Origin of the sequence: Polaribacter sp. Hel1_33_96 (genome assembly GCF_002846595.1) — a bacterium.
Classification (GTDB): domain Bacteria; phylum Bacteroidota; class Bacteroidia; order Flavobacteriales; family Flavobacteriaceae; genus Polaribacter.
The window spans coordinates 2086717-2110879 of the sequence record NZ_PJMV01000001.1; the positions used below are offsets into that span (position 1 = coordinate 2086717).

Genomic DNA, 24163 nt, shown 5'->3' on the forward strand with positions numbered 1-24163 from the left:
AAATGCAAGAGAACCAGTGATTATAATGACTCAGCCTCATTAAAAAATCATATTCATCATCGAAAGATGATAAAAAAAATAGCAAAAGCAATTGTTAATATAAATTCTAAAAAGAAAACTTTTATTTTTTTAGAATTATTTTGTTGGTTAATTGTATTTTTGGGTAAAAATTTTTTGAATCAAAAAACATAAAAATCATTAAGATGAAACTCTTTTTAAAATGCCTTCTGCTATTTTTTTCCCTCTCTATTTTTTCTCAAAATCAACCTAAAAAGAAAAATCTCTTTCAAACCGCTGGCTCTGTCATCAAAACTAGTTTTAACACCATACCAAGTGATTTTGTATTTTTAGGAAAGGAGGTTTCAGATAATTGGAAAAAAACTGGCTACTATGCCGCTGGTATTTTGGGTTTAATTGCCACTGATAAAATTACTACCAAAGCTTGGCAGAACCATGTTGAGCCCAATATAGATTATAATTTACCCAATATAGCTCCTGATTTTTTAAAAAACACAAAAAATGAATGGATAAATGGTCAAAACTCATATCTGACTTATCCCATTATTGGGTTGTATATTGGGTCTTTAATTGGTAATAGTGAAAAGGGGCAATATGTGGGAATTAATTCTTTTAAAGCTATCGCGTACTCAACATTAATTACGCAAATTACTTTAAAAACGATTTTTGGCCGAAATAGACCGGAAAGTCCATTAAACACCACTACCAAAGGCCAACCTTTTACCAATAATAATTGGGACTTTTTTAATAGTAGAGAAAACGAAATAATTTTTTCAGATTGGAAAGCAACAGGTATGCCTTCAATGCATCTCACTACTTTTTTTGCTCTAGCCAAGGTAATTCAAATGGAGTATGATAATTATTGGATTCCTTATGGAGTTATGAGCGCTGTATTTTTTTCGAACGTTAAAGGCCACCAGCATTGGTTTAGCGACATGGTTGTTGGTGGAATTTTAGGCACTTTAATAGGACGGTCTGTTGTAAGAAGCAGTTGGAAAGCAAGAGGTATTTTAGATAGAACAAAACCAAAGAAGATTACTTTAAGCTATACACCACAATTTTCTCCAGAATTTACAGGCTTAAGAATCGTTGGTACTTTTTAGGTAAACGAGTTACCAAGGAAAACTTAAGTATTATGCAGAACGCGAATGAAACCAAAATACATTTTGACTTAAATTGTTCAGCGTAACTTAGAAGTGAGGCATTTCTTTTATCAAAAAAATCAATTTCTAACAGTCATACTTGCCATGAATGACAAACTGAATCTAATGGTCATTCTACCTATACTAAAATTGGTCAAGCAAACACCGTTAAAAAGCTTCCAAAGTATCTCTAGAACAACATCTCTTCATTAAAAACATCCTCGACTATATTGTTAATTGATGCACAGACGCTTCAGTTGAGTCTTTTAATGCCACCCCGTCAGTATTAGAAAAAAATTAAAGCCTTTATAGCACAATGCAGAGAGGCAAGAAATATAGAATTCTTACTTTTAAGACTAAATACTATTTTTGCATAATTCTAAAACCCAACAAGTTTGGACTTGATTCATTGCTTTGCCCTAACAAAGGCAAGGGATTGCAGATACCTCATTGAAACCGCTGCTGCAAATACAATCCTGCGCACTGCATACTCATTATTTTTTGTCTTCAAAAAAGGCTGAAATACATTTCGCTTTTTTGAAAACAAAAAATCCTGACGAAAAATCGTCAGGATTTTGATTGATGTGGGCAATGAGGGATTCGAACCCCCGACCCTCTCGGTGTAAACGAGATGCTCTGAACCAACTGAGCTAATTGCCCTCTACTTTTTAATTCCTATTGAAAAGGAATAACTTCATAATTTTATATAGGAAGCTTTGAACTTATTTCGCTTAGTTCCCTAAGCGGTGGCAAATATAAAATAGATTTTAACTCTACCAAAAGAAAAATGAACTTTTATTTAAATTATTTCTGCAACTACAAAAGTACTACCTCCAATATAAATTGTATCTTCTTGATTTGCATTATCTAAAGCTGCTGCTAAAGCTTTTTTTACTGTCATATATTTTTTACCATACAAATCAAAATTTGTCGCTTTTTCTTGTAAAACAACTTCCGAAAGCCCTCTTGGGATATTTGGCTTACAAAAATAGTAGGTGGCTTCTTTTGGAAACATCGGTAAAATATCATCTAAATTCTTGTCCAAGACAACTCCGAGAACAATATGTAGCTTTTTATATTGCTCTTTTTTAAGCTGATTTAAAACAATAGCTAAACCTTCTTTGTTATGCGCAGTATCACAAATCACCTTCGGATTCTCTTGCAAAACCTGCCATCTTCCTTTTAAGTTTGTATTTTTCACCACATGCAATAAACCATCCAAAATATTTTTTTCTGAAATCGTAAATCCACGTAATTGCTGAATTGCAGCAACAGCCGTTTTACTATTTGCCCGCTGATAATCTCCTAATAAATCTAACGGATAATTTTTAACATCATTTGAAGCAAAATAGATTTCAGATTGACATTCTTTTGCCTTCTCTAAAAAAACATCCAATACTTCCGTTTGTTTTTCTCCAATAACTACTGGAATCTTATTTTTTATAATTCCGGCTTTTTCATAGGCAATTTCAGGTAATGTTTCCCCTAAAAATTGTGTGTGATCTAATCCTATATTTGTGATTACAGCGATTTCTGGAGTAATAATATTTGTAGAATCTAACCTTCCTCCCAGTCCTACTTCTATAATAGCAATATCCACTTTTTCATTTGCAAAATAATCAAAAGCCAAACCAACAGTCATTTCAAAAAAGGACAATTTTTTTTTTCCCAAAAAACCTTTCTGTTTATTGATAAACGAGGTTACTCTGCGCTTCGGAATTTCTCTGCCATTTATTCTAATTCTCTCTGTAAAATTTTTTAAATGCGGTGAAGTATACAAACCTACTTTATAACCTGCTTCTTGTAAAATAGACCCTAACATATGACTGGTAGAACCTTTTCCATTGGTACCACCAACATGAATGGTTTTAAACTTTCTCTCAGGAAAGTTTAAAACCTCAGAAAATAATAAAATATTGGTTAAATCTTTTTTGAACGCAGTTTTACCTTCTCTTTGATACATTGGTAATTGTGCAAACATCCAATCTAATGTTTGTTGGTAATTCATATTGCAAAAATAGGTGATTATTTCGTTAAAGAAAACTTATAAATAATAGTTCCAATTTGATTATTTGGTGCTTTTTCGTCTGCATTCCATGTGGTTTTAAGGGCAGCTTCTTTTGCCGGTTTTAATAAACATGCAGCCGTATTTGTAGAGCCTTTTATACCCGGAATTGCACGAATGACTTTGCCGTTTTTATCCACAACAATTCTGACCACAACAATTCCTTCTTCTTGACATTCTGGCTGTTTTATAGGTTTTGACAAGGCTTTCCTTCCTGCAAGATTATAATTTCCTCCAGCACTACTTCCAGTATTTCCATAATATTTGAAAACATCTGCGTCTCCTTTTTCACTTCCTCTTACACCGTCTTCTCTATCATCCCCTTCACCTTTCTGATTTGCATCAGAGGTATTTCCGTTTAACAAGCTATTTAGTGCGTCTGTAGTTTCTTTGGATGGCTTAGGCTTCGGGATTTCTTTTGGAATCTCTTTCTTGATATCCTTCTCTACCGACTTTTTAACTTCTTTTTGCTTCTCTACAACAGACACTTCCTTTGATGTGTCCTCAGTTATCATTTCTTCTTTAATTGTTTCTTTGGGAGTCTCTTTTACCTCTTCTTCAAGAACGACTTCTTTCTCCACTACTTTTGGTACTGAAATTTTCTTCGTTTCTTCAACAGGGTTTCCGCTTCCAACAGTAGCATCTCCAAAATTTATTGCCAAACCATATTCTTCTGGCGGATCTATATATTGCATCCCAAAATTAAAAATAACAAACAACAAAAACAGCAATATACTCGCTGTGATTATTGCTGATTTTCGTTTATGTTTGGTGTCTAATAGTGCCATTTTCACATTTATATCTGCAAAACAAAATCTTGCAAAACAATTTATTACTTGCCTTTTACGGCTAAAATCATCTTTAATTTATTCTTATTTGCAATGTCAATTACTTTCATCACATTTTTATAGGGAACATCTTTATCTCCCCTAATAACAATTGTTTTCTTTTTATCGCCTCCTACACTTTTTAAAATCTCGCGCTCTAATCTTGCTGCACTTACCCTTGTTTTATTAATATAAAATAATGATTTATTGGTTATGGTTACCGCTACAGATTTATTATTCTCTGTTTTCCCTCCGGCTTTTGGCAATAAAACATCGATTGCACTCACGGTTACCAATGTTGATGTAAGCATGAAAAATATCAACAATAAAAAAACAATATCCGTCATGGACGACATATTGAATGATGGATCTACTTTATTTCTTCCGCGTAAATTCATATTATACCGGCTCGTTTAATAAGTCTAAAAACTCCACCGATTTTGCTTCCATTTGATACACCACTTTATCAGTTCTTACCACCAAATGATTGTAGGTAATGTATGCAATAATACCCACTATTAAACCTGCAACGGTCGTAGTCATTGCAGTATACAATCCGTCAGAAAGCAATTTAATATCTATTTGACCCCCTGCATTTGCGATTTCATGAATGGCAATAATCATTCCGATAACAGTTCCTAGAAAACCTATCATTGGGGCTACACCAGAAATTGTAGCTAAGACACTGACGTTTTTTTCTAATTGATAAACCTCAAGTTTTCCTGCAGTTTCTATCGCTTTTGTAATATCATCTAAAGGCTTCCCAATTCTAGAAACCCCTTTACCAATTAATCTTGCCGTTGGCGTGTTTTTACTTTTACAAAGCGCATCTGCAGACTCTAATTTACCATTAGAAACATACTCTTTAATTTGATTCATAAAATTTTCATCAATTTTTGATGCAGATTTTATCGCAAAAAAACGTTCGAAATAAATATATAGAGCAACTGCTAACAGCACAAAAAGAATGGCTATTATTATTTGCCCGCCTAAACCACCATCCATAATTAATTTATAGATAGAAAGTGTTTTTTCTTCTGAAGCCACCTCCTCTATAAGCTCTTTATTATCTTGAAAAAATGATATCATTCAATTCTCTTTTAAGTTCTATTCTAGTAACGACTATTCTTTTTTTAAATTGTTTCAAAAAAAAAGCATAGCACTTTCTTTATATAAAAAAATGCCATTCTGTACTTTTACAAAATGACATTTCTTTACATTATTTTAAGGTGACTATATAAACATTCGTAATACCACGAATGCTAAAGAGCCCACTAAAAAACCTATTAATGCTAACCAAGATATTTTTTTAAAATACCAAAAGAAATCTATTTTTTCCATTCCCATGGCTACAACCCCAGCAGCAGAACCTATAATTAACATAGACCCACCAGTTCCTGCTGAAAATGCAATAAAATGCCATAAAGGATTGTCTAAACCTTCCGAGAACATTCCTAAACTCGCTGCCACCAATGGAACGTTATCTATAACCGCAGAACCTACTCCCAATAAAAGAACTACTAAATCCGAAACTTCAGTACCTTCTAACTCAGAACCAATTAAAGGAATGCCTTCTTTTAAGCTATCTGCAAAGTTGAATAAAATACCTAAAGATTCTAGAGCCGCAACTGCCATTAAAATACCCAAGAAAAATAAAATACTTGGCATTTCGATTTTAGATAGGGAGGAATGGACAGGACTATGCGTGGCATGTTCTGCATGCTCATTAGCCTCATCGGCGTCTACACTGGAAATCGAAAATTTCGAATTACTATAAATTTCTGCAAAAGTAGCCACAAAAGCTAAGGACAACATCATACCTACATAAGGAGGTAAATGTGTTATTGTTTTAAATACAGGGACAAACAAAATAGCTCCTAAACCCAGGTACAACATTCTTCCACTATGCTCACTTTTTGGCTTTTCAACTTCATTTACGTCAAATTCAATATCCCCTTTAAAGGCTGGTAAAAATGTTGCAATAAAAGAAGGAACAATCATACATAATAAGGAAGGAATAAATAAATAAGTAAATAACATTCCCGTACTTACTTTATCTCCGATCCAAAGCATTGTTGTGGTTACGTCCCCAATTGGTGAAAAAGCACCACCAGCATTTGCCGCAATAATAATTAAACCTGCAAACCAAACTCTATCTTCTCTCGTTTTAACAATTTTCTGCAAAATGGAAATTAAGACAATAGTTGCTGTTAAATTATCTATAATTGCTGATAAAATAAACGCTAATACAGAAAACATCCATAACAACTTCTTTTTACTTTTAAAATTTACATACCCCTTAATGGTAGAAAACCCATCAAAATAATCTATGATTTCAACAATGGTCATGGCCCCTAAAAGGAACACTAAAATTTCAGCAGTTTTACCTAAATGATGTAATAAGGTTTCTTCTACTAAATGTAATTTATCATCATGTGCTAGGCTACCAAAACCATCTACTAAGGCATGTTTACTGGAATCAAACCATGTTGTAAAATTATCTACCCCAAGAGCAACCAGTGCCCAACATACCGCCATCATGATTAATGCTGGTATTAGTTTATCTAATTTTAAATTATGCTCTAACGTGATGGCCAAATATCCCATCACAAATACTATAATAATTACTGACTCCATATTCTCTAATTTAGTTTATAACAATTGTTTAAGCGCTATTTCAAACGCAGTTGAACATATTTTTGTTTTTGATGCACTTTTTTTAAACGTTTTTTGCAAGGCCTTTTTGATAACCGTAGATGTATCCTCAAAAATAGCTTTGTCTTGCATTGGTAAAGGTACTCTTGCCTCCATTAAATAAGCAAAAACTCTAGCAATACCACAATTCGAAATAAAATCTGGCAACAAACTTAAATGATTATCTGTATATTCCATAATAGGTCCAAAGAAAATTTCTTTGTCCGCAAAAGGAACATTCGCGCCAGGAGATATTACTTCTAATCCTGCATCTATCATTTGTTGCACTTGATCTCTTGAAACCAATCTTGAAGCCGCAGCAGGAATAAAAATTTCTGCTGGCAAACCCCATATTCTTTCATTAATTTCTTCAAAAGAAATCATCTTTTCTGAAACCAATTTATTCCCATCTTTGGCTAAAAATAAATTCCTCATTTCTTCCAAAGAAAATCCATCTTCATTGATGACACCACCATCTCTATCTATAATTCCAACAACCTTTGCGCCTAATTGTGTTAGGTAATACGCAGCCGCCGAACCTACATTTCCAAATCCTTGAACAATGGCCCTTTTTCCTTCAATTTTACCACCGTAAATATTATAATAGTGTTTTACCGCTTCTGCCACACCATAACCGGTTAACATATCTGCAACCGTGTATTTCCTAGATAAATCAGGCGAAAATTGCTTGTCTTCTATTACTTTAATCACGCCTAAACGCAATTGACCAATTCGATTTATTTTATCTGCTTCCGTGGGCTTAAAATGACCGTTAAAAATCCCTTCTTGTGGATGCCAGACACCACAATCTTCTGTAATCGGAATTACATCTTTATCTGCATCTACATTTAAATCTCCACCGGTACCATAATAATGTTTTAACAATGGTGTAACCGCTTTATACCAGCGCTCTAAAACTCCTCTTTTTCTTGGATCACTCGGATCAAAATTAATGCCCGATTTCGCCCCTCCAATCGCCGGTCCTGAAACCGTAAACTTTACTTCCATTGTTTTTGCCAAAGACAAAACTTCATTCATGTCTAAGCCTTTTCTCATTCTTGTACCACCACCAGCTGCTCCGCCTCTTAATGAGTTGATCACGGTCCAACCTTCTGCTTCAGTCTCTTGATCTTTCCAATGAAAAACAATTTCTGGCTGTTTGTTTTCGTATTTTTTTAATAATTCTTTCATTATAAAATTTTAAATAAATTAACTTACTTTTTTGTTCCTTTCAACAATTTTAATCTTGCATTAAAATCCCCTTCTGGGGAAAAGCTAAAGTTGATTCATTTTTAAAAATTTAGGAATATTATTTAGTTGATACTGCACAAACTTACAGTAAAAAAAAGGATTGCTCAAATTTTTATTACCCCCCTGAAGGCAAAAAAATCATTCCAGATGAATGATCGTATTTTGCTCCTGTGACACTACTTAAGCAATTAACCTGATTATCAAACCTTAACAAACCTAAAAAAGCAAAAATTAATGCTTCCTTAAAATCTATCAATTCTTTTTTAGGCAATAAAATCTTGTGCTGTAAACTTATTTCAATTTGATGCATTAAAAAAGAATTGAAAGCACCTCCACCTGTAACTAAAACCGAGTTATTTTCCTTAATTATTTTAGAAATCTGACAAGCAATATGCGCTACAAAAGTTCTTAATATTGCCGAAATATCCGTTTCTAAATCATTAATAAGAGGAAAAATATGCTCTTTCACCCACTCTAAACCTAGAGATTTTGGGGGTTTTTGCTGATAAAATTTTAAAGAATTTAATTTATCTAAAAGCTGCTGATTTAATTTTCCTTTCGAAGCTATATCTCCTGATGCGTCATAAGCTAATCCTAATTTGTTAGCATAATGATTCAAAACAATATTTACAGGACAAATATCAAAAGCGATTCTTTCACCTTCCTTAGCATAGGAAATATTCGAAAAACCTCCAAGATTTAAACAATATTCATAATCCGAAAAAAGCAATGCATCCCCTATCGGCACTAAAGGCGCACCTTGACCTCCCAATTTTACATCTTGCGTTCTAAAATCACAAATTACTTTTTGTTTTGTATCATTTGCAATAACCTGACCATTGCCAATTTGTAGCGTAACCCCCTTTTCTGGTTGATGTAAAACCGTGTGTCCATGAGAAGCTATAAAATCGATATTTTGAATCTGATATTTATCAATAAATTCATTAAGTACAGCTCCTAAAAAAGCACCATATTCAATGTCTAGAAATTTTAATTCATCACTTGAAAAATTGATTGCATTTTGTAAAGCTGACTTCCATTTTTTAGGATATGAAATTGTTTCTGAGTGAAGTATATCAAAATCTTTATAGCTAACTTTTTTAAATTTCACATATACCAAATCAATACCATCTAGAGAAGTTCCGGACATTAAACCAATTGTAAAAATCTCATTTTTATTCATAATTGTAAAATTAACAAATGTCTGTTGAAAATATGTTACGAAATCGATATCTTTGATGCCAAAAACTACGAATATTATAAAATTATATATAGATGGATTTTAGTTTAACAGAAGAACACATCATGATACGTGATGCTGCAAGAGATTTTGCGCAAGCAGAATTATTACCTGGTGTCATAGAAAGAGACAATAAGCAAGAGTTCCCGAAAGAATTAGTAAAAAAAATGGGAGATCTTGGTTTTATGGGAATTATGGTAGACCCAAAATATGGAGGAAGTGGCATGGACGCTATTTCTTATGTATTAATTATGGAAGAACTTTCTAAAATTGATGCTTCTGCATCTGTCATCGTTTCTGTAAATAATTCTTTAGTTTGCTATGGTCTAGAAGCTTATGGAAATGAAGACCAAAAACAAAAATATTTAACAAAATTAGCCACCGGAGAATTTGTTGGTGCTTTCTGTTTAAGTGAACCAGAAGCAGGTTCAGATGCAACTTCGCAAGCAACAACAGCAGAAGACCAAGGAGATCATTATCTCATTAACGGAACAAAAAACTGGATTACTAGTGGTGGACGCGCAGACGTATATTTAGTGATTGCGCAGACTGACAGAGAAAAAGGTCATAGAGGAATTAATGCTTTTATCGTTGAAAAAGGAACCGAAGGTTTTCATGTGGGCCCAAAAGAAGATAAATTAGGAATTCGTGGTTCGGATACGCACACGCTGCAATTTAATGACGTAAAAGTGCCTAAAGAAAATAGAATTGGAGAAGATGGATTTGGATTCAAATTTGCCATGAAAACACTTTCTGGAGGAAGAATTGGTATTGCTGCACAAGCATTGGGCATTGCTGCCGGAGGTTACGAATTGGCCTTAAAATATTCTAAAGAACGTAAAGCTTTTGGTACAGAAATTTGCAATCATCAGGCGATCGCCTTCAAGTTAGCAGATATGTACACAGAAATTGAGGCTGCGAGAATGTTAGTGATGAAAGCTGCCTGGGACAAAGATCAAGGCAATAACTACGATATGTCTTCTGCCATGGCCAAACTATATGCATCTAAAGTTGCCATGGAACAAACCGTAGAAGCGGTTCAAATACACGGAGGAAATGGTTTTGTAAAAGACTACCATGTAGAGCGTTTAATGCGAGATGCAAAAATTACTCAAATCTATGAAGGAACCTCCGAAATTCAGAAAATTGTAATTTCTAGAGGTGTTATCAAAGGATAAATTACAACTCATTATATATAGTATTTAAAAATCCATCTTTTTAAAAGGTGGCTTTTTCTTTTGGGCGTATTTTTAAAAAGAATATCGCTTCTATTTATCGCTCAGACTCTCTTGTTCGTTATTTATCCAATTCAATCGCATACAGTTGCAAACCAGAAGCCGGCGCAATATTTCGTAAGAATTTTTGATCATTATCTTCTTTTAAAGAGGATTCAATAAATTGTATATCAAGATTTCCTTTTCCAAGTTCAAATAAGGTCGCCATCATTAATCTTATCTGATACCTTAAAAATCCTTTACCTTTCACCTTTAATACATAGGAATCCTCCGGAAAAAAACTTGCCGTCAATATATCGTTTGTAACAATTTCACAAGAATCAATTACTCTTTTAAAAATAGTTTGCTCAGAAGGTTTTGTACAATATTTATGAAAATAATGCTCCCCTTCAAACAGTTTCGCTCCTTTAATCATTCTATTAACATTAAGGTTTTCCTCAATATTTACTAAAAAAGGAGCCGCAAAAGGATGATTCTTCTCCCCAAAAGAAAAATAATAATGATACTCTTTTAACTTGGACGCTTTAATAATATTGAAACTTCGATCTACTTTACGCATCGAAATTGCTTTAAAATCTAGAGAAAAGTTTGAGTTTAACGATTTCATAAAAGAATCTTCCTCAATTAGAATGTCCACGAATAGCTGTATACAATATTGATTTGCCGAAACCTTAGCGTCCGTTCTGCCAATACCAATGGTTTTAAAACTAGTATCCTCAAAAACAAAAGACAAGGTTTTATCCACCATGTCATGCAACGTCTTAGCATTGGTTTGTTTTTGCCAACCCGAAAAACGAAAACCAAGAAACTGTAAGCGAATTAGATAGGAAAATGAATATTTCATAAGGACAAATGTACAATAATTGTATTTTTTTTTAATTATAGCGCATTTTTATGAATATCCTAAAAATATATCTAACTTTTTTGTAAACATCCTATTTTATACCCTTTAAAAATCAATAATTAAACTTATCTCAATTTAACCCCTATTTTTTTGAGGGTACAATTTAAAATTACAACGTTTTCGAAAAAACACCCCCTTGTTAATTTGAATTTAATATATACATTTGGCTCGTTCAAATAATAAAAATCAATAAAAACTAAAAGAACATTATCATGAAAAAAATTATTTTAACTTTATTAGTAGCAAGTAGCTTAGTGATGACTGGGCAAGAAACAGAGGAAAAAAAATTCACATTAAGTGGAAGCGTAGACACTTATTTTAGAGGCAACATCAGCGGAGGCAATTTCGATACCGCTCCGGGCAGCTCTTTTGCTAATCAACCAGGTTTTGCTTTAGGTATGATTAATTTGGTTGCTGCTTACGAAGGAGAAAAAGTTGGCTTTGTTGCTGACATGGTATACGGACCAAGAGGAAATGATGCTGTCTTTGGATCTCCAACTGGAAGTTCTGAAGTAATAAATCAATTGTATGCTTACTGGAATGTAAGTGAAAAAGTAAAACTTACAATTGGTAACTTTAATACCTTTTTAGGGTATGAAGTAATTTCTCCAACTGCTAATTTTAACTATAGTACATCTTACTTATTTTCTTATGGACCATTCAGTCATACAGGAATAAAAGCAGATTTTACTTTATCGGAAAACACATCGTTGATGTTAGCAATAATGAACCCTACTGATGCTACGGAATTTAACCCAACTGGCAGCTATGCATTTGGTGCTCAATTAGGCTTCTCTGGTCAATACATCAATTTCTTATTAGATTCAGGAGCGTATGAGATCGATTTTACAGGTGGTTTTGATGTATCAGAAACTTTCTTTTTAGGTATAAACGCAGCTTATTTTTCAGGAGATGATGCTCCGGGATTCTATGGCGCAGCATTATACCCGCAGATAGCCACTTCTGATTCATTTAAAATTGGCTTAAGAACTGAATATTTTGTAGAAGATGGAGATTTTGGTGCAATTGGAACTGGCGTTGAGGACTCTAGCGTATTTGCAACTACTTTAACAGGTAATTATACAATTGGTTCTTTAACCATAATTCCAGAATTAAGATTAGATTCAGCTTCTGAAGCAGCCTTTGTAGGTGATAAAGCTCTTAGTTCTTTTGCTTTAGCCGCAGTTTATTCTTTCTAAAAAAATAAAATGATTAGGTAAATTGCTGTGAAAAAGAATAAACTTACGAGTTTCTAGTCTCGTAATTTCTCAAAAGATAATTAATTAAAAAATATAAATATGAGTTTATTTCTAACATTAATACAAGACACATCTGCAGCAGGAGTTGCAGAGGCTGTTGAACAAATAAATGGAGACATGGGAATGCTTTGGATGCTAATTGCAGGTATCTTAGTGTTCTTGATGCAAGCTGGTTTTACATTGGTAGAATCCGGAATGACAAGATCTAAGAATGCAGTTAACATTGCAATGAAAAACTTACTCGACATTTGTGTAGGTTCCTTAACTTTTTGGTTAGTGGGTTACTCTTTAATGTATGGAGATACTTCAAATGGATGGTTCTTTTGGAGCGGTTTATTCCAGGGGGAAGGAGCAGATTTATTCTTCCAAACAATGTTTGCTGCAACAGCCGCAACTATTGTATCCGGAGCAATTGCTGGTCGAACAAAATATACAACATACATTATATTCTCTATCGTTATGACCGCAATCATTTATCCAATTTCTGGCGGATGGCAATGGCAAGGGGAAGGATGGTTAACCAAGCTTGGTTTCATCGATTTTGCAGGTTCTTCTATTGTGCATTCTGTTGGTGGATGGGCTGCTTTAGTCGCTGCATTTATGGTAGGTCCTAGAATTGGAAAATATGTGGATGGCAAAGTATTACCAATCCCAGGTCACAACCAAGTACTAGCAACTTTAGGAGTTTTTATCCTCTGGTTTGGTTGGTTTGGGTTTAATGGTGGATCTCAATTAGCTTGGGGTGGCGCAGATGCAATCGGAGCTTCAAACGTAGTTTTAGTGACAAATTTAGCTGCTGCTGCTGGTGGATTAGGAGCGTTAATCACAACTTGGATCTGGTACGGTAAACCAAATTTATCACAAACATTAAACGGAGCATTAGCTGGTTTAGTAAGTATTACTGCTGGTTGTGGAAACATGACTCCTGAAGGCGGTGTATTAGCTGGTCTAATTGGAGGTGTTATCGTAGTGTTCTCGATTGAATTTATCGAAAAGAAATTAAAAATTGATGACGCAATTGGCGCGGCTTCAGTGCACGGTGTTGCAGGTGCATGGGGTACTTTAGTGATTGGTCTTTGGGGTGTAGATGGTGATACTGGTATTGGTTTATTCAATGGTGGTGGAGCTTCTCAATTAGGATCTCAAGCAATTGGTGTTTTAGCATACGCCGTTTGGGCAGTAGTTTTATCTTTTATTGTTTTTGGAATCTTAAAAGCGACTATGGGACTGCGTGTTTCTAAAGAAGTAGAAATTGAAGGATTAGATATTTCTGAGCACGGTTCTATTGCTTACCCAGGTAAAAGACAAAGAGAATATGAAGATGACAAATAGAGTCTAAATTTGAATCGAAATAAAAAATCACACAACTTTTATTAGTTGTGTGATTTCTTATGAAAAAATATTTTTTATTATTTTTCACAAATTTTAAAAACAACCGAATAAATTTTTATCATGAAAAAAATTGAAGCAATTATCAGAAAATCAAAATTTAGAGCTGTAAAAGAAGCATTGCACCAAGTAGGTGTCAACTTCTTTTCTTATTGGGATGTAACAGGTCTTGGAAATGAAAAAGAAGGTCATGTCTACAGAGGCGTTAGCTATAGCACAAGTGATATTCAAAGAAGACACATTGCAATTGTTGTAAATGATAATTTTGAAGACATTACTGTAAAAACAATTTTAGAATCAGCTTCAACAGGCGAAGTTGGTGATGGAAAAGTATTTGTTAGCGAAATTAAAGATGCTTACAGGATTAGAACCGGAGAAAAAGGAGGAGAAACTTTAAATTAATTTATTACTTATAATTAACAATGGAATTACTTACAATAAATAATGTATGGATGATGATCTGTACTGCACTAGTTTTCTTTATGCATCTAGGTTTTGCATTTTTAGAAATCGGACTAACCAGACAAAAAAACACATTAAATATATTATTCAAAAACATCTTTATAATCACCAGTGGGCTATTACTCTACTGTTTTGTGGGGTTCAACTTAATGTACCCTGGTTTTAGTGAAGGATCCGCGGGAATCTTTGGTTTTGCAGGCTTTGGCTTGTCATCCCCTCTTACTAATGCCGGAGCATTAGACTTGGCATACAATGAAGGTTATACATATTGGACAGATTTCTTATTTCAAGGAATGTTTGCAGCGACTGCAGCGACCATAGTTTCTGGAGCAGTTGCGGAAAGAATGAAAATTTTACCTTTCATGATTTTTGCCATAGTATATGTAGGGTTTGTATACCCAATAGCAGGTTCCTGGAAATGGGGTGGTGGATTTTTAGACCAATTAGACACGCCTTTTTATGACTTTGCAGGCTCTACTTTAGTACATTCAGTTGGTGGATGGGCAGCTCTAGTAGCTGTCTGCTTATTAGGCTCGAGAATTGGAAAGTTCAAAAACGGAAAAATTCAAGCAATTCCTGGACATAACATTCCATTAGCAACCGCTGGAGTTTTAATTCTTTGGTTAGGATGGTTTGGTTTTAATGGTGGTTCTGTTTTATCCGCAGATCCAGCACTTACTTCTTTAACATTAGTAACCACTTGTTTAGCTGCAGCGGCAGGAGGGGTTTTTGCAGCTATGATTTCTGCTATAATGTTTAAAAACCTAGATTTAACAATGTTTCTAAACGGAATTCTTGGTGGATTAGTCGGTATTACTGCTGGAGCAGATCAAATGTCTCCAACTGACGCTATTTTAATAGGAGCCATTGCAGGTACAATTATTGTATTTGCCGTTAGTTTAATTGATAAATTAAAATTAGATGATCCAGTTGGTGCCATTGCAGTTCATTTAGTTTGCGGTATTTGGGGAACTTTAGCCGTTGGTCTGTTTGGAAATCTAGCAAGTGCGGATCAATTTATTAGTCAATTAATTGGAGTTAGCGCCTATGCAGTTTTCTGTTTAATTACCTCATTCATTATCATATTTACTTTAAAAAAGACTATTGGAATTAGAGTGAGTGAAAAAGAAGAGTTAGAAGGTTTAGATGCTCATGAACATGGCATGGATGCATATCCTGATTTTAGACTGAACGAACACTAATACTTATCATTATTAACATAAAACACCTTTAAAGTTACTATTTTAAAGGTGTTTTTCTTGTTTTTACGGATATAACAATTAAAACCTATTTAATTACCATAAATATGTTTTTTACACCTCTATTTTAATTTCATCATAAAAGTTACATTAAACGGACCTAAAGACTGAATTATATTCAACAAAATACATAGATTTGTATATATAATTGAATACAATATGGAAAAACAAGGACTATATTTACCAGAGTTTGAACACGAAAATTGTGGCGCTGGTTTTATCTGTAATTTGAATGGAGATAAAACGAATCAAATTATACATGATGCACTTGAAATTCTAGAAAAACTAGAACATAGAGGCGGTGTAAGTGCAGATGGAAAAACAGGTGATGGTGCTGGTTTATTAATAGACATTCCTCATGACTATTTCAAGAGAGTATGTGATTTCCCAATTCCAAATCAGAGAGAATATGCAGTTGGAATGGTATTTCTTCCGAAGGTTTCTAATCAATATGATTTTTGCAAAACAACTTTTGAAAAAGAACTAAAAATACAAGGACTTGCTGTTTTAGGATGGAGAGAAGTTCCCGTAGATTCTTATCAATTAGGAGAAATAGCCTTGGCATCGGAACCGAATATAGAACAACTTTTTATTGGAAAAACTGATAAAATTGACGAAGCTACTTTTAAAGCGAAACTATATGCTGCCAGAAAAATAGCAGAGCACACCATCAGAAAATCAAAAATTTCTGAAAGTAACTATTTTTACATTCCAAGTTTATCCATAACCACGATTATATATAAAGGCATTATCATGCCTGAAGATATTGGGCCCTATTATAAAGATTTACAAGAAATAGATTTAGTTACTCGTTTGGCATTAGTGCACCAACGTTTTTCTACCAATACAATGCCCACATGGGAATTAGCACAACCTTTTAGGCACATGTGTCAGAATGGAGAAATAAACACACTACGAGGCAATGTAAGTAGAATGCGTGTTCGTGAAGAAATCATGAAAAGTGATGTTTTTGGACCACAAATCGACAAACTTTTTCCAATAATTTTACCAGGTAAATCTGATTCTGCCTCTATGGATATGGTAGTTGAATTGTTAACACATACGGGTCGTTCATTACCTGAAATTATGATGATGATGATTCCTGAAGCTTGGGAAAAACATAAAACCATGTCTAAAGAGCGTAAAGCTTTTTATGAATACAATGGATGTATTATGGAACCTTGGGATGGACCTGCCTCTGTACCTTTTACAGACGGAGACTATATTGGAGCTTTATTAGACAGAAATGGTCTAAGACCATCAAGATATACAGTTACCAAAAGCGGTAAATTAATTATGTCTTCAGAAATTGGTGTTGTAGATGTTGCTCCCGAAGACGTAAAAGAACACGGAAGACTAGAACCAGGAAAAATGTTCTTGGTTGACATGAATGAAGGAAGAATTATTGAAGATGAAGAAATCAAAAGCAAAATTGTTTCTGAAAGACCTTATCAAGAATGGTTAGATAAAACACGTCTGCATTTAAAGGATGTACCTTATACAAGTGAAACGTGCCCTATAGAATCTATTGATATTAAAACGCGCCAACGATTATTTAATTATACCTTTGAAGACATTCAAGAAGTAATTACGCCAATGGCATTGGTGGGTAAAGAAGCTCTAGGCTCAATGGGAACTGATACTCCATTAGCTGTTTTATCTGATAGACCTCAATTAATTTCAAATTATTTTAAACAATTATTTGCGCAAGTTACAAATCCGCCTCTAGACGGAATTCGTGAAGAAATTGTAACGGATATAAGTTTAAATTTAGGAAAAGACAGAAATATTTTTAGCATCACAGAGAGACAATGTCGAAAACTAAGAATTCAAAATCCAGTGATTTCTAATGCTGATTTAGAAAAAATAAGATCTATCGATATTGAAAGTTTCAAAGCAGAAACGATTCAAATTTTATATAAAAAATCAAAGGGATTAAATGGTCTTGAAGACGCATTGGATAACATTGTTATTCAAGTTGAGAAAGCCTTAGAAAGAAAGAATAATATTATCATTCTCTCGGATAGAGGTATAAGTCAAGAACTTGCACCAATTCCGGCTTTACTTGCTTGTTCTTTTGTAAATCACCAATTAAACCGTTTACGTAAACGCTCTTATTTTGATATTATTATTGAATCTGCAGAACCACGTGAACCACATCATTTTGCCACTTTATTTGGATATGGCGCAAGTGCCGTAAACCCATACATGGTAAATGAAATTATCAGAATGCAAGTTAAAGAAGGTTTCATTACTGGCATGGATGAGCAAAAAGCTGTTGACAATTTTAATACAGCAATTGGAAAAGGGATTTTGAAAGTAATGAACAAAATTGGTATCTCTACACTGCATTCCTACAGAGGTTCTCAAATTTTTGAGATTGTTGGATTTAACTCCCAATTTGTAGAAAAATATTTTCCTTACACAGCTTCAAGGATAGAAGGTATTGGCTTGTATGAAATTGAAAAAGAAATAGACCAGCGCTACAAACAAGCATATCCAGATAATAAAATTAATAAAAATTTAAGCTTAAATATTGGTGGCGATTATCGATGGAGAAGAAATGGTGAACGTCATTTATTTAATCCAACTACCGTATCTAAATTGCAGCAAGCTGTTCGGTTGAGTGACCAAGATAGTTACGATGTTTATGCAAATGCTATTAATGAGCAAGCAGAAAGCTTAATGACTATTCGTGGCTTATTTGAATTCGATAACCTAGACCCTATTCCTCTAGAAGAAGTAGAAGATTGGACAGAAATTGTAAAACGATTTAAAACAGGCGCCATGTCTTATGGCTCTATTTCGCGTGAAGCTCACGAAAACTTAGCCATTGCTATGAATAGAATTGGAGGTAAATCTAATTCTGGTGAAGGTGGTGAAGATAGAAAACGTTTTCAAAAAGATATAAACGGAGATAGCAGAAACTCTGCAATTAAACAGGTTGCATCTGGTAGATTTGGGGTAACTTCTCATTATTTAACAAATGCGAAAGAGATTCAAATAAAAATGGCACAAGGTGCCAAGCCTGGCGAAGGCGGTCAACTACCAGGCTATAAAGTTTTACCTTGGATTGCAGATGCAAGAAATTCAACGCCGTTTGTAGGACTGATTTCTCCTCCTCCGCATCACGATATTTATTCGATTGAAGATTTGGCACAATTAATTTTTGATTTAAAAAATGCAAATCGTGAAGCAAGGATTAATGTAAAATTAGTTTCTGAAGTTGGTGTTGGAACTATTGCCGCTGGCGTTGCAAAAGCCAAAGCAGATGTTGTTTTAATATCTGGTTATGATGGCGGTACTGGAGCTTCTCCTCTAACCTCTTTAAAACATGCAGGGTTGCCTTGGGAACTTGGCTTAGCAGAAGCCCAGCAAACCCTTGTAATGAATAGTTTACGAAGTAGAATTGTTGTAGAGTGTGATGGGCAATTAAAAACAGGAAGAGATGTTGCTATTGCGGCTTTATTAGGTGCAGAAGAATTCGGTTTCGCTACCGCACCTCTAGTAGCCTCTGGCTGTATTATGATGCGTAAATGTCACTTAAATACATGTCCTGTTGGTATCGCTACCCAAGACAAAGAATTGCGTAAAAACTTTAAGGGAACTCCTGAACACGTAATTAACTTTTTCTTTTATGTAGCTGAAGAATTAAGAAAAATAATGGCTCAATTAGGTTTTAGAACCTTAGCTGAGATGGTTGGTCAAACTCATAAAATAAATTCAAATAAAGCAATCAAGCATTACAAAGCGAAAGGATTAGATTTATCTAGCATCTTGCATAGACCTACAGGCTATAAAAGCATGATCGTTAAAAACACTGAAGAACAAGATCATAATTTAGAAAATGTTTTAGATTTTACTATTTTAAAAGACTCTCATAGAGCTTTATATAGAAAAGAAAAAATGAACCTTGCATATCCAATTAAAAATACAAATCGTACAGTTGGAGCAATCATAAGCAATGAAATTTCAAAAATTTACGGGCATTTAGGGTTGCCTGAAGACACCTTAAATATCAACTTTACAGGTTCTGCCGGACAAAGTTTCGGAGCTTTTGGAGCTTTTGGATTAACGTTTACCCTAGAGGGTAATACCAATGATTATTTAGGAAAAGGATTATCGGGTGCGAAACTAATTATAAAAAAACCAGCCAAAGCAGACTTTTTAGCAGAAAACAATATCATTGTTGGTAATGTTTGTTTGTTTGGAGCTGTAAATGGACAAGCCTATATTAACGGAATTGCAGGAGAACGGTTTGCCGTTCGTAATTCAGGAGCAACCGCTGTTGTAGAGGGAGTTGGAGACCACTGTTGTGAATACATGACAGGCGGTAAAGTAATTGTTTTGGGAAAAACAGGAAGAAATTTTGCCGCTGGTATGAGTGGTGGAATCGCTTATGTATACGATCCAGAAAACAAATTTTCTAACGGTCTCTGTAATACAGAAACTATCGAGTTTGAATATATTTCTGAAGAAGATGCTGCCGAATTAAAAGCAATAATAGAAAAACATGTTTTATATACTGAAAGCAAAAAAGGTGCTACATTATTAACTGATTGGGATACAAGCTTAGACAACTTTGTAAAAGTGATGCCAACTGAATATAAGCGCGCTTTAGAACGTTTAGCAACAGAAGAACCAATGTTTGAAGAATTAACAATAGCATAATGTCATGGGAAAAATAACAGGATTTAAAGAATTTGAAAGACAAGATGAAACCTACACTTCTGTAATAGATCGTGTAAAAAATTATAAAGAGTTTACCGTTCCTCTTTCAGACAAAGAAATTACAAAACAGGGTTCACGTTGTATGGATTGTGGTATTCCTTTTTGCCATAGTGGTTGCCCTTTGGGAAATCTAATTCCAGATTTCAACCATATGGTGCATCAAGGAGAATGGCAAAAAGCTTCATGGATATTGCATTCTACCAACAACTTTCCAGAATTCACAGGACGCTTATGCCCTGCTCCATGCGAACAAGCATGTGTATTAGGAATTATTGAAGACCCCGTATCTATTGAAAATATTGAAAAAAATATCGTTGAACGTGCGTTTAAGGAAGGATGGATTAAACCTCAACCTCCAAAAAACAGAACCAACAAAACAATTGCAGTTATCGGTTCTGGCCCTGCAGGTTTAGCTGCTGCTCAGCAATTAAATAGAGCTGGTCATACGGTTACTATTTTTGAAAGAGACGATGAAATAGGCGGTTTATTGCGCTACGGAATTCCTAATTTCAAAATGGAAAAAGGAATTATTGACAGAAGAATAGAAATTTTAAAAGCGGAAGGAATCATTTTCAAAGTGAACGTCAATGTTGGTGTAAATTATGATGTGAAAGACCTAAAATCTTTTGACAGTATTGTTTTGTGCGGAGGATCCACAGAAAAACGTAGCCTACCAACTCCCGGAATTGATGCTGATGGTGTTGTGCAAGCTATGGATTTCTTAACACAACAAACAAAAATGTTATTTGGTAAAGAAGTAAAAGACCAAATAATAGCTAAGGATAAAGACGTAATTGTAATTGGAGGAGGAGATACAGGCTCAGATTGTATTGGTACTTCAAACAGACAAGGAGCAAAGTCTGTAGTAAATTTTGAAATCATGCCCAAACCCCCGGGACATCGTTCACCGACTACTCCTTGGCCTTTTTGGCCATTGCAATTAAAAACCTCTTCTTCCCACAAAGAAGGTGCAGATCGTAATTGGTTAATCAATACGAAAGAATTTATAAAAGACAAAAACGGAAAACTAACTGCCTTAAAAACAGTAAATGTTGAGTGGAAGATGGTTCCCGGAGAAAGACCACAATTAATAGAGATAGCAGGTACTGAAAAAACCTGGCCCTGTGATTTAGCTTTATTAGCCTTGGGTTTTACCGGTCCAGAAAGTACATTAGCCGATAAGTTGGGCCTTCTCAAGGATGCCCGCTCTAACTATAAAGCTGAGTACGGAAAATACCAAACAAATATTCCAAATATATTTACTGCTGGAGATATGCGCCGTGGACAATCTCTAATTGTTTGGGCTATTTCGGAAGGAAGAGAAGCCGCTAGACAAGTTGATCTATATTTAATGGGTAAATCTGAATTACCTTCTAAAGACATTGCTGGTGATCTAGTTGCGATGTAATCCCTGTATATGTATTGCATCACGGAATGTGCTATGAGTATAAACAAAAAGGTAATTTTTTTTTGAAAAAATATTATCTTTTTTGTTTCTTATAAAATAATTTTTAATGAAATTTTATTTCTAAATGGAAATCGAAAACCTTTAGCTTTTATTACCTGAAATCCTTTATTCAAAGAGGTATTGTCAAAAACGGCTTAAAGCAAGTAAGAAAAAAAGTGGTTTAGAAACTAAAGCATTTAGATTTATAATGGATAACCTAAACGTCTTAAAGGGAAATTTAACTTATAATCGTTTCTTTATCAATTATAGAAAACGTACTCTAATGTATTGTCTACGATTGATTGTTATGTCGATATATATACCATCGACAGTTAATGAATTGCATAAATAAAGAAATCTATTCCACATACTACAAATATAACGAACATATCTCTAACCTATTCACGGAGTTTAGAATTTGCTCAGCTAGCATACAAAGATACAATGGCTACTGAACAACAATAAATAACTTTTTTTTACTATTGAGCCTTTCTTCTTGATACTTTAACAAAACTATATTATGTTATTTTCATGTTAAAACCAGTCACAATTTCCACTATTTAATAAATAAGTATTATTTTTAATTAGAAGAAAATTTCTTTCTTCTTTTTCATAGCAATTTTCTCCACCTCTCTATAGAAGTGGAGTTTTATTTATAAACCATCTAAATTTCATTACTATCTCTCTTGTTAACAAACTTTCCAGTAACTAATTTGTGTAATGACCGGATAATTCTGACACAATTTACATAGCTCTGTCCTTATATAAAATTACTATAGCAGCAACTGCTCTACTTGGATATAATTTAAAAACTTCCTATCAATAAAAACTTACTGAGCTAATTCCTTTAAATATGAATTAATTTTCAGTTTACGAAAAATAAACTCCTAAGGTCAGGGGTTCTTATCCAGTTAGTAACTTTTAAAGAGATTCTTAAGTAGAATCAACAAATTAAAATAATTAACAATAAAAAATTTCCTTTTATTCTTATAACTATGTAATAAGTTTTCTCTTAAATTTCGAAGATTTTACTTACTAGTTTTTGTAAATCTGGTATTTTAGATTTGTTGCGTTAAATTATTAAACTTAGACCAATTTAATTTCATGTCTACTTTTACTGCACTTTAAAACTTGAATATTATGAAGATTAGCTGAAAGAAAATTAGCGTACGAAAAAAGTCAGAAAATCTAAGATGAAATATTTTTGAACGATTTAAAAAGTTTTAAACGCACTAAAACCTTAAAAAGCAGAAACACACTTATATCTATTTAAAACTCTAATATTGACGTCAAAATCATAAGAAACAGAAAACTCGTGAATACCACCTGAATTTACAAGGTTTATTGTATTAAAATCATAGGAATAACCAAATCTAAAACCTTGCCATCTATAACCTACAAAAGTACCTACTGAGCTTAATAATGAAGTTGTAAATTCATTTTTTATAGGCGTTAAACCCGCTGTAATTCCTAAAGAAAACTGATTTTCAAAAACATATTGAGCACCAACATCCAATCTATTAAAACTACCTTGCCTCATAAAATTAGAGAGTACATAGATTTTACTTTTACGATTAGATAAATCTGTATGATTTTCTAAAATCGGTAGATAATATTTTGCATGTACAGACCAAAACATATCTAATGGAGCATTTCCATTTTCAGTCAAAGAAATATTGGGTTTATTTAAGTGCCTTATCGTCAAACCAATCCAACTGTCTTCATTATTAAATAATAGAGAGGAACTAAAATCAAAAAAATTTCTTTGACTACCCAGTAAAACTGGATCTATAGTTGATGTATTTATAGTGTAATTGGTCAAATTAATTTGATCTTCTAACAGTAAATTTTGAAAACCATAATTTTTGATTCCAAAACCAGCAGAGATACTAGGTCTAAAAAACCAAGTATCACTAATTTGAAATGCCATTGCATAATTAAAATTAACTTGATTAAAAGTATAGCTAGAAACACTTTCCGTTTGGTTTAAAAAACTAATCCCAATACCGGTTTTAAAACCTTCTAACCAAGTATCAAAAAAAGCATAATTCGAGTTCGTTTTAAAAGCACTGCCTCTCCATTGAGACCTAAATAAAGAGCCAACCTTTGTACTTCTAATAGAACCCGTAAAAGAAGAATTTAAAGTTTCTGGAACTAAAAATGCTTGTGAAAAAATAACATCTTGTGCAAAACTAATTACACCTGTAAAAACAAAAAATATAATAATAATTTTCTTCATC

General features: G+C 33.7%; 17 protein-coding genes and 1 tRNA gene. 8 read left to right on the forward strand and 10 right to left on the reverse strand.

Going from position 1 to position 24163, the window contains the following annotated elements:
* The first annotated feature begins 203 nt into the window (after window positions 1-203).
* Window positions 204-1121 (forward strand): phosphatase PAP2 family protein, encoded by a 918-nt coding sequence (locus ATE90_RS09130; protein ID WP_101451317.1) that lies wholly within the window; start codon window positions 204-206, stop codon window positions 1119-1121.
* A 624-nt stretch (window positions 1122-1745) separates the two neighbouring features.
* Here ATE90_RS09130 and ATE90_RS09135 read toward each other — a convergent pair.
* From ATE90_RS09135 to ATE90_RS09170, 8 genes are all read right to left on the reverse strand, one after another.
* A tRNA-Val gene (locus ATE90_RS09135) sits at window positions 1746-1820 on the reverse strand.
* Window positions 1821-1959: 139 nt separating this feature from the next.
* Window positions 1960-3168, reverse strand: a complete 1209-nt coding sequence (locus ATE90_RS09140) for a bifunctional folylpolyglutamate synthase/dihydrofolate synthase (RefSeq protein WP_101451318.1) — start codon at window positions 3166-3168, stop codon at window positions 1960-1962.
* A 17-nt stretch (window positions 3169-3185) separates the two neighbouring features.
* Window positions 3186-4013 carry an energy transducer TonB gene (locus ATE90_RS09145; RefSeq protein ID WP_101451319.1) on the reverse strand — a complete coding sequence of 276 codons (828 nt, stop codon included), beginning with the start codon at window positions 4011-4013 and terminating at the stop codon, window positions 3186-3188.
* Between the two features lie 44 nt (window positions 4014-4057).
* Window positions 4058-4450, reverse strand: a complete 393-nt coding sequence (locus ATE90_RS09150) for an ExbD/TolR family protein (protein ID WP_036784884.1) — start codon at window positions 4448-4450, stop codon at window positions 4058-4060.
* Window position 4451: 1 nt separating this feature from the next.
* The gene (locus ATE90_RS09155; RefSeq protein ID WP_101451320.1) at window positions 4452-5141 is read right to left on the reverse strand and encodes a MotA/TolQ/ExbB proton channel family protein; all 690 of its coding nucleotides are present in this window, start codon (window positions 5139-5141) and stop codon (window positions 4452-4454) included.
* A 144-nt stretch (window positions 5142-5285) separates the two neighbouring features.
* Window positions 5286-6689: a sodium:proton antiporter NhaD gene (nhaD, locus tag ATE90_RS09160; RefSeq protein WP_091953159.1), complete on the reverse strand. Its 1404-nt coding sequence runs from the start codon at window positions 6687-6689 to the stop codon at window positions 5286-5288.
* 15 nt (window positions 6690-6704) lie between these two features.
* Window positions 6705-7937 (reverse strand): Glu/Leu/Phe/Val dehydrogenase dimerization domain-containing protein, encoded by a 1233-nt coding sequence (locus ATE90_RS09165; RefSeq protein ID WP_091953157.1) that lies wholly within the window; start codon window positions 7935-7937, stop codon window positions 6705-6707.
* A gap of 175 nt (window positions 7938-8112) precedes the next feature.
* Window positions 8113-9180: an anhydro-N-acetylmuramic acid kinase gene (locus tag ATE90_RS09170; protein ID WP_101451321.1), complete on the reverse strand. Its 1068-nt coding sequence runs from the start codon at window positions 9178-9180 to the stop codon at window positions 8113-8115.
* Window positions 9181-9272: 92 nt separating this feature from the next.
* Between ATE90_RS09170 and ATE90_RS09175 the strand changes: the two genes are divergently transcribed.
* Window positions 9273-10415, forward strand: coding sequence for an acyl-CoA dehydrogenase (locus ATE90_RS09175; RefSeq protein ID WP_101451322.1), 1143 nt, complete (start codon window positions 9273-9275; stop codon window positions 10413-10415).
* A gap of 118 nt (window positions 10416-10533) precedes the next feature.
* Here ATE90_RS09175 and ATE90_RS09180 read toward each other — a convergent pair whose 3' ends face one another.
* A complete protein-coding gene (locus ATE90_RS09180) occupies window positions 10534-11316 on the reverse strand; it encodes a tRNA pseudouridine(38-40) synthase TruA (RefSeq protein WP_101451323.1) in 783 nt (260 codons plus the stop codon).
* 272 nt (window positions 11317-11588) lie between these two features.
* Between ATE90_RS09180 and ATE90_RS09185 the strand changes: the two genes are divergently transcribed.
* The 6 genes from ATE90_RS09185 to ATE90_RS09210 all read left to right on the forward strand — a co-directional run bounded on the left by ATE90_RS09185 (window position 11589) and on the right by ATE90_RS09210 (window position 21884).
* On the forward strand, window positions 11589-12575 hold the full coding sequence (locus ATE90_RS09185) for an outer membrane beta-barrel protein (RefSeq protein ID WP_036784867.1): 987 nt from the start codon (window positions 11589-11591) through the stop codon (window positions 12573-12575).
* A gap of 99 nt (window positions 12576-12674) precedes the next feature.
* A complete protein-coding gene (locus ATE90_RS09190; RefSeq protein ID WP_101451324.1) occupies window positions 12675-13967 on the forward strand; it encodes an ammonium transporter in 1293 nt (430 codons plus the stop codon).
* A 120-nt stretch (window positions 13968-14087) separates the two neighbouring features.
* Window positions 14088-14426 (forward strand): P-II family nitrogen regulator, encoded by a 339-nt coding sequence (locus tag ATE90_RS09195; protein ID WP_036784863.1) that lies wholly within the window; start codon window positions 14088-14090, stop codon window positions 14424-14426.
* A 20-nt stretch (window positions 14427-14446) separates the two neighbouring features.
* A complete protein-coding gene (locus tag ATE90_RS09200) occupies window positions 14447-15688 on the forward strand; it encodes an ammonium transporter (protein ID WP_036784860.1) in 1242 nt (413 codons plus the stop codon).
* Window positions 15689-15904: 216 nt separating this feature from the next.
* A complete protein-coding gene (gene gltB / locus ATE90_RS09205) occupies window positions 15905-20416 on the forward strand; it encodes a glutamate synthase large subunit (protein WP_101451325.1) in 4512 nt (1503 codons plus the stop codon).
* Window positions 20417-20420: 4 nt separating this feature from the next.
* Window positions 20421-21884 carry a glutamate synthase subunit beta gene (locus ATE90_RS09210; protein ID WP_036784855.1) on the forward strand — a complete coding sequence of 488 codons (1464 nt, stop codon included), beginning with the start codon at window positions 20421-20423 and terminating at the stop codon, window positions 21882-21884.
* Window positions 21885-23163: 1279 nt separating this feature from the next.
* Here the strand turns inward: ATE90_RS09210 and ATE90_RS09215 are convergent.
* Window positions 23164-24162: a PorP/SprF family type IX secretion system membrane protein gene (locus ATE90_RS09215; protein WP_101451326.1), complete on the reverse strand. Its 999-nt coding sequence runs from the start codon at window positions 24160-24162 to the stop codon at window positions 23164-23166.
* Between the last annotated feature and the right edge of the window lies 1 nt (window position 24163).

Bases quoted from the DNA above. Each gene is read 5' to 3' on its own strand.
- ATE90_RS09130 (WP_101451317.1), top strand. From the start codon at position 204: ATGAAACTCTTTTTAAAATGCCTTCTGCTATTTTTTTCCCTCTCTATT.
- ATE90_RS09140 (WP_101451318.1), bottom strand. From the start codon at position 3,168: ATGAATTACCAACAAACATTAGATTGGATGTTTGCACAATTACCAATG.
- ATE90_RS09145 (WP_101451319.1), bottom strand. From the start codon at position 4,013: ATGGCACTATTAGACACCAAACATAAACGAAAATCAGCAATAATCACA.
- ATE90_RS09150 (WP_036784884.1), bottom strand. From the start codon at position 4,450: ATGAATTTACGCGGAAGAAATAAAGTAGATCCATCATTCAATATGTCG.
- ATE90_RS09155 (WP_101451320.1), bottom strand. From the start codon at position 5,141: ATGATATCATTTTTTCAAGATAATAAAGAGCTTATAGAGGAGGTGGCT.
- nhaD (WP_091953159.1), bottom strand. From the start codon at position 6,689: ATGGAGTCAGTAATTATTATAGTATTTGTGATGGGATATTTGGCCATC.
- ATE90_RS09165 (WP_091953157.1), bottom strand. From the start codon at position 7,937: ATGAAAGAATTATTAAAAAAATACGAAAACAAACAGCCAGAAATTGTT.
- ATE90_RS09170 (WP_101451321.1), bottom strand. From the start codon at position 9,180: ATGAATAAAAATGAGATTTTTACAATTGGTTTAATGTCCGGAACTTCT.
- ATE90_RS09175 (WP_101451322.1), top strand. From the start codon at position 9,273: ATGGATTTTAGTTTAACAGAAGAACACATCATGATACGTGATGCTGCA.
- ATE90_RS09180 (WP_101451323.1), bottom strand. From the start codon at position 11,316: ATGAAATATTCATTTTCCTATCTAATTCGCTTACAGTTTCTTGGTTTT.
- ATE90_RS09185 (WP_036784867.1), top strand. From the start codon at position 11,589: ATGAAAAAAATTATTTTAACTTTATTAGTAGCAAGTAGCTTAGTGATG.
- ATE90_RS09190 (WP_101451324.1), top strand. From the start codon at position 12,675: ATGAGTTTATTTCTAACATTAATACAAGACACATCTGCAGCAGGAGTT.
- ATE90_RS09195 (WP_036784863.1), top strand. From the start codon at position 14,088: ATGAAAAAAATTGAAGCAATTATCAGAAAATCAAAATTTAGAGCTGTA.
- ATE90_RS09200 (WP_036784860.1), top strand. From the start codon at position 14,447: ATGGAATTACTTACAATAAATAATGTATGGATGATGATCTGTACTGCA.
- gltB (WP_101451325.1), top strand. From the start codon at position 15,905: ATGGAAAAACAAGGACTATATTTACCAGAGTTTGAACACGAAAATTGT.
- ATE90_RS09210 (WP_036784855.1), top strand. From the start codon at position 20,421: ATGGGAAAAATAACAGGATTTAAAGAATTTGAAAGACAAGATGAAACC.
- ATE90_RS09215 (WP_101451326.1), bottom strand. From the start codon at position 24,162: ATGAAGAAAATTATTATTATATTTTTTGTTTTTACAGGTGTAATTAGT.